The 13,420-nt window shown below is 46.3% G+C and carries 9 protein-coding genes; 3 read left to right on the top strand and 6 right to left on the bottom strand.

Translation table 11 applies throughout. The features are described from left to right. Positions 1-278 precede the first annotated feature (278 nt). The 5 genes from AC1DCV_RS04405 to AC1DCV_RS04385 form a co-directional block, all read right to left on the bottom strand. The gene (locus tag AC1DCV_RS04405) at positions 279-1,742 is read right to left on the bottom strand and encodes a glycoside hydrolase family 30 protein (protein ID WP_477022025.1); all 1,464 of its coding nucleotides are present in this window, start codon (positions 1,740-1,742) and stop codon (positions 279-281) included. Positions 1,743-1,813: 71 nt separating this feature from the next. After that, positions 1,814-3,226: a RagB/SusD family nutrient uptake outer membrane protein gene (locus AC1DCV_RS04400; RefSeq protein WP_477022024.1), complete on the bottom strand. Its 1,413-nt coding sequence runs from the start codon at positions 3,224-3,226 to the stop codon at positions 1,814-1,816. A 24-nt stretch (positions 3,227-3,250) separates the two neighbouring features. Then, positions 3,251-6,424 (bottom strand): SusC/RagA family TonB-linked outer membrane protein, encoded by a 3,174-nt coding sequence (locus tag AC1DCV_RS04395; RefSeq protein WP_477022023.1) that lies wholly within the window; start codon positions 6,422-6,424, stop codon positions 3,251-3,253. A gap of 207 nt (positions 6,425-6,631) precedes the next feature. Beyond that, complete coding sequence (locus AC1DCV_RS04390; RefSeq protein WP_477022022.1) at positions 6,632-7,663, bottom strand: FecR family protein; 1,032 nt, start codon at positions 7,661-7,663, stop codon at positions 6,632-6,634. A 67-nt stretch (positions 7,664-7,730) separates the two neighbouring features. Next, a complete protein-coding gene (locus tag AC1DCV_RS04385) occupies positions 7,731-8,303 on the bottom strand; it encodes an RNA polymerase sigma factor (protein WP_477022021.1) in 573 nt (190 codons plus the stop codon). Positions 8,304-8,574: 271 nt separating this feature from the next. On the opposite strand from AC1DCV_RS04385, the gene AC1DCV_RS04380 reads away from it, so the two are divergent. Beyond that, entirely contained in the window at positions 8,575-10,410 is a 1,836-nt protein-coding gene (locus tag AC1DCV_RS04380) for a transthyretin-like family protein (protein WP_477022020.1), read from the top strand. A gap of 430 nt (positions 10,411-10,840) precedes the next feature. Here AC1DCV_RS04380 and AC1DCV_RS04375 read toward each other — a convergent pair whose 3' ends face one another. Further along, positions 10,841-11,422 (bottom strand): RNA polymerase sigma factor, encoded by a 582-nt coding sequence (locus AC1DCV_RS04375; protein ID WP_477022019.1) that lies wholly within the window; start codon positions 11,420-11,422, stop codon positions 10,841-10,843. 128 nt (positions 11,423-11,550) lie between these two features. Between AC1DCV_RS04375 and AC1DCV_RS04370 the strand changes: the two genes are divergently transcribed. After that, complete coding sequence (locus tag AC1DCV_RS04370) at positions 11,551-12,147, top strand: RNA polymerase sigma factor (RefSeq protein WP_477022018.1); 597 nt, start codon at positions 11,551-11,553, stop codon at positions 12,145-12,147. 50 nt (positions 12,148-12,197) lie between these two features. After that, entirely contained in the window at positions 12,198-13,418 is a 1,221-nt protein-coding gene (locus AC1DCV_RS04365; RefSeq protein ID WP_477022017.1) for a FecR family protein, read from the top strand. Positions 13,419-13,420: the final 2 nt, after the last annotated feature.

Here is a 13,420-nt window from a genome sequence, read left to right as displayed (position 1 = left end):
CACATAACAGGGGTAGCTTCGATCTTAATAGAATGGTAATTATAACGTAATGATTCGTTAACAGCGGAGGGCTCTTCTTTGGGTGCAAATATGTGCAGATGATGGCTGGTGGCTCAATAGTCAGAACCCCCAACCCGTGGGCATAACAAGGAAAAAGTGGAAAAAAGAATCGGGGAACAGATAATCTGTAATCATTCTGAAGGAAATCTGTACTTCATTCCGGGCTAAATAAATGCAGCGGAACAAAAATGATGCTCCGCTGTATTTACTAACGACCACTACCACACGAAAGTAGCTGCACTGCCTTTCGGCAGCACAGGTGTGATCTGTTTATCCTGGTATTTTAAGTTGAAAGAAGCAGGGGCATTGTCGTCATTCAATACAATCAACACCTTTTTGCCATCAGGTCTTTTAAAGGCAACGGTGTATAGGTTGCCACTGTTATTACTGCCTATCCTCACGGATCCTGCGGGAACAAATTTAGATGCCTGGGCAATGATATAATAAGCCACATTTCGGTTTACCGTGGCGCCGCTGATAGTGAGTGCTCCTTTACATTCCGTACAGCCACCCGGCGTATGCGGGCCATAGTTCGGATCATTGGCCAGGTTCCACTCAAGGGCAGTGCGACTGTAATTGCGCATCGCACCGATGATTACATTTTTCATATGCCATCGCAGGTCACCATCAAAACCACCATTGGCGCTGGTCCATTGCTCTGTGAAATACAGGGCTTTGTCCGGTGCGGCGGCATGTACTGTAGAAAGTGCACTGATGTCGCCGGCGTATAAATGGAAGGCGCTGCCATTTACAAATTTTGCCGCTGCCGGGTCATTCAGGATAGTGAGTGGATAATCCGGATGATCACAGTTATGATCATACACGATGATTTTAGTTGTTAAGCCGGCAGCTGCAAAAGCAGGTCCCATGCTATTCCTGATGAAGTCGCGCTGCTCTTCCGCCACCATTTTAAGACTGGGCGTATTATCCGGATTCAGCGGTTCATTCTGCGGCGTGATAGCATCAATAGTGATGCCTGCTGTCTTCATCTGCTGAATATACTTCACCAGGTATTGCGCATATACATCATAATACTTAGGTTGTAAAGCACCTCCTTTAAAGGATCCATTATCTTTCATCCATACCGGTGCACTCCAGGGAGTCGCCAGTATTTTCAGTTGGGGATTAATCACCAATATTTCCTTCAGTAGCGGAATCAAACCGGTGCCGGCGGCTTCATCTGCGGCCAGGGAAAAATGCGTCAGTGAGATGTCTGTTTGTCCTGCAGACACATCATCATAAGAAAAGACATTTGCATTCAAATCGGAGGCGCCTACACTGATGCGCAGATAACTTACCCCAATGCTGCTACCACTATTCCCGAAAAGTTCCTGTAACAGTGTTGCCCTGGCGGTAGCATTCATGGCATTGATCAATTGTGCACTGCCACCAGTCAAGGTATAGCCAAACCCATCTACTTCCTGAAATGCCTGGCTGCTGTCTACTTCAATAGTCGTGTAACCGTTGACGTTACCTTTACCAAAAACAGGTTTATTTGTTTGTAACTGCAATAGTTGCTGCTGATCACCACTGCTGATCCAATAGCTCACCACCGCACCAGTAGCGGCGTGCGATGTATCTGTAGGTACTACCGGATTGGTAATCCCTTTGCTACCGGAGCAGGACAGCAACGTTACCAACACGCTGCCTGAAAATAATATAGTAATGAGAATGTTTTTCATATGTTGATTTTAAATAAAAGAGCCCGGCAAAAAACCAGGCCCTTTTCCGTTTTCATTTTTATAATTCCAGGTTACTTGTTAATGTTTGGATTGCTGTCTATTTCATCCTGTGAAATCGGGAAATATAATTTATCTGCCGTAACATTATAATTCAATGAATTGCCGTTACCATCTTTCTGCGCATTCATCACTGGTATAGCGCGGTTAGTGCGTATCAGGTCGTACCAGCGGTGACCTTCAAACGCCAGTTCCAGTTGTCTTTCTTTTTCCACCGCCAAACGCAGCGCGGCCTGTGTGGTGGCAGGAGTATCACCGAGCCTGGCACGATGCCTTACTTTATTGATGTAGTACTGTGCACCATTGATCGAGTTATCCAGTTTATTCAGCTCCGTTAATGCTTCGGCTTTCAGCAATAAAATATCTGCATAACGCAGGCGGTATGTATCGCTTTTACCGTCGGGATCATTGTATTTAAAAATCACCGGCACCGGGCTGGTCTTTGCCCAATAATCGTCTGTCCAGGATACGTTAACAAACTTCACGCTGGCAGCTTTCCTTACCACATCACCTTCCGCATCCCAGGCAACAACCACCGCATGCGAAGGAATGTTGAACTTTTTCCAGTCGCCCCACATAAATGGTGTATTCATGCCCGTTATCCAGTTCTGGTGTACCACGCCATCGAACGCTGTTTCCCAGATAGCTTCCACACTATTTTTTCCGGATACCTGGAACAGCGTGGCGAAGTCGGGTACCAGGTCATAGCCTGCCGCGGTCACCGCATCGCAATAGCTCACTACTTTATTCCAGTCAGGTACCGGCTGTTGCGCATATACTTTTGCCAGCAAGGCATTTACGGCTCCTTTGGTAGCCAGATTTTTATTTGTATTAGGCTTATCGTCTTCAATATGTGCCAGAGCAAATTCAAGGTCCTTGATGATAAACGGATATACTTCGGAGGCTGGTTTCTTGCTCACATACATGCTGGCCAGATCGGTAGGTACTGCGGTAATAATAGGTATTTCTTTCCATGACCTTATCAGATTAAAATAATGCCAGGCACGCAGAAAAGAAGCTTCTGCCACAATCTGGTCGCGGCGCTTTTCTGTGAGCCCACGGTCGTTGGCCACTGCGTTAGGAGCAAGGCTCAGGATCAGGTTACAGTTCTTGATATCTGTATACAAATACCCCCAATCCCTTTTTATGTTGCCGTTGGTGGCACTTACAGTGAATTTATCAATACCAAAGTTGGCGGCATTGTCGCCTCCCGCGTAACCGTTGTCAGCGGATACATCACCATTGGTCAGGAAATCGGAAGTATAGTATTCGTCATACAGGTTATCGTAGGCGCCTCCTAACAGGGACTCTATGGTCGCTTTCTCTGACTGGGAAATCGGTTTCTTGTCCAGGTAATCCTTTGTACAGGATGCCAGCATGGTGATGCTGAGAACTCCGGATGCTATATAAACAGTGAATTTTTTCATAATCGGACTCATTAATTTTTAAGATCAAAACTCAGCATTCAAGCCAAAGATAAAAGCACGGGCCTGTGGATAAGTACCATAGTCGATACCCATAGAAGGACCGTTAGGGCTATCCTTGCTTACTTCCGGATCAATACCTTTATACTTTGTGATGGTAAACAGGTTTTGTCCTGTTACATATACATTCAGACGGCCGATACCCATGTGCTTCAATACGTCATTGGCAAAGTTGTAACTGAGCGTAGCAGCTTTCAAACGCAGGTAGGAACCGTTTTCCACGAAGCGGGAAGATACCTGGCTGTTCGCGGTATTTCCCTTTTCCGCCTTTGGAATGTCCGTGATGTCTCCATCTTTTCTCCAGCGTCTTAACACTGCAGTACTTTGATTCTTGGAGTCGTACAATCCTTCCAGTTCCATACGGGAAGCATTAAAAATATCATTTCCCTGCACTCCCTGGAAGAAGAAGTTCAATGCAAAATTCTTGTAGCTGAAATTATTGGTCAAACCATAAGTAAAGGTTGGTTGTGCATTTCCAATCCAGGTACGGTCACCATCAGACAAATTTTTGCTGCCATCCAGATCGGCATAGATCATGTTACCGGTTTTAGGGTCTACACCCTCAGCGATATAGCCATAGAATTCACCCAAAGGACGTCCCGGTACTACACGAATCGCATTTCCTCTTTCGTATACATCACCGAAAGACAAGCCAGGTGTAGTGGCACCGAGACTGATCACTTTATTTCGGTTAAAGGCGATGTTGCCATTAGCATTCCATTTCAATCCTTTGTCTACGATCAAAGCATTCGCGCTAAATTCCAGCCCTTTGTTTTCGATTTTGCCCACATTATATCGCTGTAGTCCATAGCCGGAGGAAATGGGAGTCTGAATATTTACCAGTAAGTCGCTGGTGGTTTTAATATAGGCATCAACGGTGAAAGTAATGCGGTTATTCAGTATCGTTGCATCAATACCAACATTTGTCTGGGCTGTTTTTTCCCAGCTAAGCGTATTCTTGGGCAGGTTGGTGAAGGTAAGACCACCTGTTCCATTGGAAGTAAACAAACGGCGCCAGTCGTAATCACCAATACCGTCATTACCTGTTTTACCCCAGCCGGCACGCAGTTTCAGGTCGGTAACAAAACCCTTTTTGAAAAACTCTTCATTGGAAATACGCCATGCTGCACCTAAAGATGGGAAAGTACCATATCGGTCATCCGGCGCAAACCGGGAAGAACCGTCATATCTCAGGTTAGCGGTCAATAAATATTTATCTGCATAGCTGTAGTTTACACGACCTATATAAGAGCGCTTGGACCACTGCGCCATGGTAGTAGACTGCTTTTCACGGATGGTGGAGTTTTCCAGGGTGTGTATCGCATCATTCAGGTAACCACGGGCAATGTCATCTGTAAAGTTATAAGACGATTCCTGCATGGTATGACCTACCATAGCACTCACATTATGTTTGCCAAACACTTTGGAATAGGTGAGGGTGTTTTCCCATAACCATACAAAACGTTCGGTCGACTGGGATTTACCATAGCCCTTCTTTTCATTTTTTCCGAAATCAGTAGAATATGGATCCAGGAAATAATCATACCGGTTGCCTTCTGATTCCGCACCCAGGTTGGAACGGAGATGCAGGTCCGGAGTGATGGTGAAATCAGCATTTACGTTACCTAAGAAACGGTTGTTCACCGCTTTCTGATCAGGAGCAAAAGCATAGGCAATAGGATTCTGCCAGCTTTTCTGATTAACGTTGGCGGTGTAACTGCCATCAGGATTGAAGATACCTAGCGTTGGCGGAGAAGTTAAGGCAGATAAAATCGTACCTCCTTTCGCTACACCAAGGTTGTCCGGTACATCTACATACACGGATCTGTTGAACGACAGGTTAGCGCCTAACGTTAACCAGTCTTTTACTTTGTTGTCTACATTCGCCCTCACAGAATAACGATCGTAATCTGATGGTGCTACCACCCCTTTTTGTTTCTGGTAACCGCCGGCAATATAATAGTGTCCTTTATCGCTGCCACCGGATACACCTACCTGGATATTCTGTTCCCGGCCGGTTTTAAACGTTTCCTTCTGCCAGTCAGTATTATTATCATTAGGATCAGTATAACCCAATTCAGTAATGAGTTCTTTGTATTGGGTAGCATTCAGTACATCTACTTTCTTTGCGAAATTGGACATACCAGTATAAGCGTTCACAAATACTTTGGATTTGCTGGTTCCTTTTTTGGTAGTCACCAACACTACGCCATTCGCACCTGCCGCACCATAGATCGCCGCAGAGGACGCATCCTTCAGTACGGAAAAGCTCTCTATATCATTGGGATTCAGAAAATCAATATCAGAAACAATCACCCCGTCTACTACAAACAGTGGATTATTGCTGGTGGTGAGTGATGTATTACCACGGATGCTGATCGTGAGTCCTTTGCCTGGTTTACCGGAAGCAGAGGTTACATTCACACCTGCAGCCTGTCCCTGTAAACCTGCCGCCGCACTTACGATAGGTCTGTTCTCGAATTCATCAGCCTTTACTACCGCCACCGCACCGGTAATATCTTTTCTCTTCTGGGTACCATAACCCACTACCACCACTTCATTCAGCTTACTGTTTTCTGCCAGCAGTTTCACCGGAATAAAGGTTTGTTCTCCCACCACAATTTCCTGCTGCTGATAACCGATAAAGGAAATCACCAGCACGGCCTGTTTATCGGGTACAGACAAGCTAAATTTACCATCTACATTGGCGGTAGTACCAATGCTGCTGCCTTTTACCCGCACCGTGGCGCCAGGAATCCCGTTATTGTCTTCGCCCACAATCCGGCCTGTGACCGTAATGTTTTGCGTAGGTGTTTCAGGAGTAAGATACAGCAGGATCTGCTGGTTATCTATCACCTTAAAATCGATCCCGATGGGCTTTAATATATCATCAAAAAATTCCTTTAGCTGTCTGGATTCCAGCTTGCAGGACACTTTCCGGTTTACATCCACCATGCTGCTGCTGTAGGTGAAGTTCACACCTGTCTGGTTTTTGATCTGGTTCAGCAGCTTCCTCACAGAAGTTTGTTCTGCAGAAATACTGATCGGCTTTTCCAGCACAGACTGTGAGCTCACCGTATTGGCATACAGCGAAAGTGAAAAAACGGAAGCAAGAATAAGTTGAATAGCAGTTAATCTCATAACGTAGTAGATTACGGCAGCGAATCGCTTTTTTTTCATAACTTGTGTGGCTTTGTTTTCGTTAATGTTAGTTTGCGGACATAAGGCATCTTAACCGCTGCAAACGGTTAATTTTATTAAACTGGTAATGCCCCACATTACCAGTTTATTTTTTCAAGCGAACGTGAATGAGTGTTACATATGCTTTTATTTTAGCAACATAATTTCTTAATTACATCCTTTCCCTTTAATATAGATCGTGGTTCCTTTTACCTCATAAGAGGCCTGGATAGACTGGCAAATAATATCCAGCTTTTCGTATAGATTTTGTTTTGTGATATCTCCTGTAAACTGGCAATGATTGAAATGTTCATTGTCGGTGGTGATGGTAATAGCGTATGTATTTTCAAGTGTCTTTAATACGGTTTCCAGTGAGCTTTCCTCAAAGTTAAAGCTGGCAGGCTTTTCCTCCGTCATCACTGGTTTCGGATCATCTACCAGCGAGGTGGTAAACTGGCTGTTTTCCGGTTTAAAGGAAACTTTCTGATTAGGTGTTATAATAATGCTTTCGGTAGATGCGGTAAACATGGAGTCGTTCTTTTTCTTCCGCTCATATACAGATACCCGGCCGGTCACTACGGAGACTTCTACTTTATGATGCTGTTTGTCGTGGCTTACGTAAAAGCTGGTCCCCAGTACTTCTGCCAATATCCCTTCACTGGTATGTACAATAAAGTGTTTGCTGGTATCGTGAGCAATCTGAAAAAAAGCATTACCGGAGAGGTATACATCTCTCGTATGACCACTAAAAACAGGTGGGTAATACACCACGCTACCCGGCTCCAGTTTAATGTGAGAACCATCGCTCAACGCTACGTCCTGGTCTGTTTCATTCGTATTGTTCACAGATACATATCCCCCGGGTACCCGCTCTGCGGTAAAAACTATCTCACCAGGTGCCGGCTGCCGGTGCGACATCCAGTACCAGCCACCTGCTACGGCCAGTAACAGGGAAACCGCAATGGCCATGCGGGTAATACGGCGTGGCCACATACGCACCACCGGCGTTTCAGCAGATACCGTTGTGGCTACATTCAGCCAGATCCGGCTTTCAATACGCTGCTTCTCTTCCGCTGAAAGCGCTATTTCACTTTCATCAATAAATGACTTATACCATGCCAATACCAATTTTTCTTCGGCAGGCGTACATTGCCCCGAAAGGTATTTTTCCAGCAGATCGTCAAATTCATATTGGCTCATGGAATCAGTTTATCTGAATACCTTGACGCACTACTGAAATGAATCCCTAAAAAAAGATGAAAATTTTTCAGAACAGGAAAGGAAGGTAGCCCCGGAGTCGTTGACGCAGGAGTTTGATGGCTTTGGTAATATGATATTCCACGGCTTTTTCGGTCAGATCCAGCTTGCCGGCAATTTCCCGAACCGACTTATTATCAAAACGGCTCAGCCGGAAAACGGTCTGGGTTTTATCCGGCAACTCCCGGAGGGCTTTATCGATCGCTTTCAGGAGCAACTCCCGGTTTACATCTTCTTCGGTAGTATTGACCAGCGGCTCCAGGTCGAGCGACTGCCGGAACTTTTCTGCCGTAGCCCTTCTGCGCTGGTAATCGTGCAGGATGTTTCTCAGCGAAACCGCCAGGTAAGCCCCTATATTGTGGATCACTGCCTTTTCCCGGTTAGCCCAGAGCCGCTCGAAGATAGTCTGTATCAGCTCTTCGGCCTCCTGCTGGGAAGTGGTTTTCTTAAAGGCAGCACTATACAGTTTGAACCAGAAACGTTTATAGATTTCTTCAAACGCACGCATATCCGCATCCACCTGGAAAGCTACCACCAAATCGTTCTCGTCATATAGGGAATAATTGCTGCTGTCTACTTTCATGTTGCACGACCAAACGTAACCGGCAAAATAAAGGTATTTATCCTAGCGGGCCAAACCCGCCTTCTCCGGAAATCCAACCCTGCCATTCCGGGTATATATACGCTTTCGGTATTTTACGCATTTATCCGCTTGATAACTAACTAATTTAGGTGGACATTTGTATCGAAGCACTAGCCATTAACTGTATACACGTTCCCCAAAAGTTTATCAATTATCAGCACCCCAAAACGCTATTGCTTCTATATTCCAATAACCCCAAAAAAAGTAAGTCATGAGCTATCAGTTCAAAGGCAATCTAAAAGGTTTGCTCTGCGATGAATTTTGCAGTGAAGCCATTGCCAACGTAAAAATCAGAATTTACCGTGCTACCGCCTCCCGAGAAGTGGTATCACAAGCCGCTGCTGCCGTCAAGGAAACCTTCCATGAGGTGTCAGCAGAAGAGTTAAAAAGTAAGGAAAAGAGCCTGCTGGCGGAAACCCTGACAGATGCCGAGGGTAATTTCACCATCGACTTCGGCCGCGAAAGCAAATACGAAGGAGAAGCCTTCGACATTGATTTCGAATGCGGCAATGTTCCCCGTCCTAAGCCTTACCCTAAAAAACTGCCGGTACTACAGTTCCACATTACCACCCTGCAACCCAAGTGGAAACAAACGGAAAATGATTTTATGGCTTATTGGGCCTATGAAATTCCCAACCGCTGGTGGTGCCTGATCCGTGGCAGATTTGACGCATGGATCATCTGTGGCCGCGTGGTGAACTGTAAAACCAAACAGCCGCTGAAAGGCTTAATTGTAGCCGCATTTGATGTAGACTGGCTACAGGACGACCCACTGGGTAGCAACGTTACTGATGCCACCGGACATTTCCGCATCGACTACACCGAAGCTGATTTCAGCAAAACACTGCTGCCTTTTCTCAACGTGGAATGGCCTGCAGGACCGGATATCTACTTCCGCATCACAGAACCCGTTTCCGGCGCTGTATTACTCAATGAAGACCGCAGCGTAGGCCATCGTGCCGACCGCACCAACAGAGGTCCTTGTTTCTGCATAGAATTATGTGTACCACAGGAAGTACCTCCTAATAATGAAGTACCTGCCCTGTTTGAAAGAGTGGGCATTTATGATATTGGTCCTACCGGCGCTCAGTTTGATGCCAATGGCTACACCACAGATGTGCCTAAACTTGCCTTCTACGGCGGCCTGGACCTCAACGGTACCCTGCCCAGCGGAACCAACACCAATGCAATGGAATACCGCTTCCGCATCTTCAATGCTGATACCAGCTATGAGCTGACAGCTACCCAGGTGCTGAATGCGATGGTACCATTTAAAATCGGTGAGTTGCTGAAACAAACCGGTCCTATCACCTGGACACACGAAGCCGTAGTGATCACCCCCGCCCTCAACAGTGCAGGCGAATTATGGATCACCGTGCCTCGTGGTAACAATTTGGTCACCGGTATATTCACTCCTACAGACGGCTCACTGGCTGTTATCAACTCTGCTGCCCTGGCGCTGAACGCGGGTAATACTGCTTTCGCCAGCGATTCATTTGATCTGACAGCTCCTTCTGTACTCATTGCTGGCAACGCAGTACCTGGCGCACAGCGTGCACCTATCCACACCTTCAAAATTGTGTTTGAAGCACGTAAAGTAGGTACGACCACGCTTACCGCCACCAATACCCTGGATAAAATTGTGATCTCCAACGTGAATTACAAGCAACGGAGACACCCGGGATGGGGATACACCGGTGATGAAAACATCATGGCAGCAGCCATGCTGGAAATTGCGGAAACTACCGGCAGCGGCCATGGTTGCGGCGGTATTACCACCACAGTCACTGCACAATACACGGTTTGTCACCCTCATATAGAAAGTCTCAAGCTACGCTTTGAAGGCAACCCAACACTGCCAGCATCGTTCAGCGCCGGACCACCTCCATATGCTGCGGAATACCATGACAATAATAAGGTATTCAGTACCATGGGTATGGAACCATGCGCATATATCCTCTGGCTGGATGTGCAACTGGGTCTCACCGATGGTCACCAGAAAATATCACAGATACATGATCATATCGCGTTCTGTAAAACAAGCTGATATGCATGTGACTTGGAAGGCTGTCTCTGTAACAGGAGGCAGCCTTTTTATGTTTGGAGGGTATAAAAAAGGTGATCCCCATCTTCATGGAGGCCACCTCTTCTCATAAAATCTGCTCTTACAAACTATCTGTAATCTGCTTCAAATCCAGCTCTTCTTTTTCAGATATTGTCATACGGGATTTCAACAATAATTGACGGCCTTGTATTCCGCCTCACTGGTGTATTTGGCATACTTCACTTCTGACAACAGAATACCTTCCAGTACCAGTTGTTGTTGTATCCAGGCAACTGCGGCGGTAGTATCTGCCGTTTGTTTGACGACGGCGGCACTGTTCCGGTTGTATTCCCACCTTCGCCCGACGTTAGTTTGCTACTCCATTGTTTAACGTGGAATTATCCCATTTTTTCCATTTAACAGAAAATTTTTTTCAGGCACGTTTTAAGATGTACAGGAGAAGCAGTAAAGTGAAGTCGCCGAATTGTTCACGCAGGCGTTCCAGTGCACGATAAACCAGTTTATAGGCACCGCCGATATTCATGTGCATGATCTCCGCGATCTGTTCATAGGAAAGATCTTCATAGTATTTCAGGAAGACAGCCTCCCGTTGCCGGTTAGTGAGGGCGCTCAACAACACATCTACCTTTGCGGTCAGTTCCTCCATACGTTCTTTACGCACCAGCGGATGTTCGTAGGTCAGGTCCAGGTTAAAGGGAATATGCTCTCCTGCCAGTTCTTCTTCATGCCTGGAAGGATTGTATTCCAGCTTACGGAGCAGGACACGGCGAAAAGAAAGATACAGGTATTGCTTCACCACAGCAGGACGCGCAATGCGCTCCCTGTTCTGCCAGAGTTTCAGGAAAAGATCCTGCATGCTTTCTTCTATGCAAACATGATCCGGTGTAAACTTAAATCCATAGTTAGTGAGTGGGGTATAATATTGTTCGTACAAACCTTCCAATGCTTTTACATCCCCTTCCTTATAGGAGTACCATAATTCATTATCATGCATGACTTTGGAATATTGGGATTAGGCCCAGTGATAGCAAGCAAAATACAGCAAAAATCGTTTATGGCAAAATGCAGCAGGCTTGTAATTTTTTTTAGCTAAATTAGCCTAAGCACTATGAAATAATTACTATGGCATTGCCCGAAACCTTTGATGAATCCAAATTGCTGGAATTGCTTGTGCAGGGAGATGAATCCTCCTTCGCCAGCATATTCGGCAGGTATCAGCCCAAAGTTTACGGTACTGCACTGGGGTTTCTTAAATCGGCCGCACCGGCGGAAGAAATTGTGCAGGATGTATTTATGAAAGTATGGCTGAAGCGCGCCGAATTTGGCCGCGTTAAAAACCTGGAAGCCTACCTGCTGTCTATGACCCGCCACCTGATACTGGACAGGCTTAAGAAAACTGCCTACGAAAATAATCACCTGAAAGCCTTTACCGCATCTGTTCCTGACTTTATCGATACCACCGATTATCTGTTACGCAATCGGCAATGTGAAATATTATTACAGGAGGCCGTAGACGGATTGCCTCCCCAGCAAAAACAGGTATACCAGCTGGCAAAAACAGCCGGCCTGTCGCACGAAGAAATTGCCACACAGATGGGCATTTCCCGGCTTACCGTAAAAAAACATATGGCGGTGGCCCTGCACAGCATCCGCCAGCACCTGGGCAGTCATATCAGCAGCTATGGCGGTGCTTTAATCATTTGGTTGCTTTCCTGTTAATTTTTTCCCGCACCACTACTCCCTCCTCTTTTCCCGGTCGTCTTATATATATGCGCCGTATCGCCGAACTACTTCAAAAACATTTACACCATCATTTAACCCCTGCCGAAGAGCAGGAGTTGATGCAGTATGTAAAGAGTGAAGAGTTTGACGAAATATTCAGGCAACAAATCACCGAGTACTGGCAATCAGACGAAGGAGAGCAGTCTTTACCGGAAGACAGACAAAGGATGGTATTGAATAAGATCCTGTTTTCTGAACATACTACCGCCCAGTTGTTACAAAAAACAACCACCCCGGGCAACAAGCGGTTTAGAAAACTGGCTGCTGCCGCCGTCTTTCTCCTGTTACTGACAGGCTCCGGTTTCTTCTTCCTGCAAAAACGGGCAGCTACACGACCTCAGGTTGTTGCCAGTCATGTGACGAGAGAAATTCTGCCGGGAAAAACCGGCGCTATCCTGACGCTGGCAGATGGATCTACCATTGTACTGGACAGCGCCAAACAAGGCGCGCTGGCCAAACAAAGTGGCACCCGCATCGTGAAAACCGCTACCGGCGCATTAACCTATGATGTAACAGATCCCGCCCCTTCCACGGAAGTGGCCTGGAACACCATTACTACTCCCCGTGGCGCCCAATATGAAATTGTATTACCTGATGGTACACAGGTATGGCTAAATGCTGCCACCACCCTCAAATATCCCGTGGCATTCCCCAAGGGAGCGGACCGGAAAGTTATTTTATCCGGGGAGGCCTATTTTGAAGTTAACAGCAATGAACAGGCCCCTTTTAAAGTAGCGGTACACACGCAGCATAACAATGATGGAGAAGTAACTGTACTGGGTACCCGCTTTAATATTATGGCTTATGACGATGAAGCGGCAGTACACACTACCCTGCTGGAAGGATCCGTACTGGTATCCAGATCCGGCAATAGTAAAAAGCTAATCCCTGGCCAGCAAGCTATATTCCCACAGGAAACAATCGGGTCCATTCTGGTGGAAAATACCGATACGGAAATAGCGATTGCCTGGAAAAAAGGGTTCTTTCGGTTTGATCAACGGCAACTGCCGGCAATTATGCGGCAGATATCCCGCTGGTATGATGTAGATATCGCCTATGAAGGAAAAGTCCCTGATGTGATTTTCGGTGGAGGTATAGACAAAAACCTCCCACTGTCGGGTATTCTGAGCGCTCTGGAGAAATATGGAATCCGGTTTGAAACCAATGGTCGGAAAATTAATGTACTGGCCTCCCAGTCAACCAAATAGCA

The sequence above is a fragment of the Chitinophaga sp. 10T418 genome (assembly GCF_056394125.1).
Note: the sequence above shows the minus strand (reverse complement) of the source record. Positions and strands in the feature narration are given on the sequence as shown.

Coding starts and splice junctions, on each gene's coding strand:
- AC1DCV_RS04375 (WP_477022019.1), bottom strand. CDS start 11,422: ATGCATGATAATGAATTATGGTACTCCTATAAGGAAGGGGATGTAAAA.
- AC1DCV_RS04370 (WP_477022018.1), top strand. CDS start 11,551: ATGGCATTGCCCGAAACCTTTGATGAATCCAAATTGCTGGAATTGCTT.
- AC1DCV_RS04365 (WP_477022017.1), top strand. CDS start 12,198: ATGCGCCGTATCGCCGAACTACTTCAAAAACATTTACACCATCATTTA.
- AC1DCV_RS04390 (WP_477022022.1), bottom strand. CDS start 7,663: ATGAGCCAATATGAATTTGACGATCTGCTGGAAAAATACCTTTCGGGG.
- AC1DCV_RS04400 (WP_477022024.1), bottom strand. CDS start 3,226: ATGAAAAAATTCACTGTTTATATAGCATCCGGAGTTCTCAGCATCACC.
- AC1DCV_RS04380 (WP_477022020.1), top strand. CDS start 8,575: ATGAGCTATCAGTTCAAAGGCAATCTAAAAGGTTTGCTCTGCGATGAA.
- AC1DCV_RS04405 (WP_477022025.1), bottom strand. CDS start 1,742: ATGAAAAACATTCTCATTACTATATTATTTTCAGGCAGCGTGTTGGTA.
- AC1DCV_RS04385 (WP_477022021.1), bottom strand. CDS start 8,303: ATGAAAGTAGACAGCAGCAATTATTCCCTATATGACGAGAACGATTTG.
- AC1DCV_RS04395 (WP_477022023.1), bottom strand. CDS start 6,424: ATGAGATTAACTGCTATTCAACTTATTCTTGCTTCCGTTTTTTCACTT.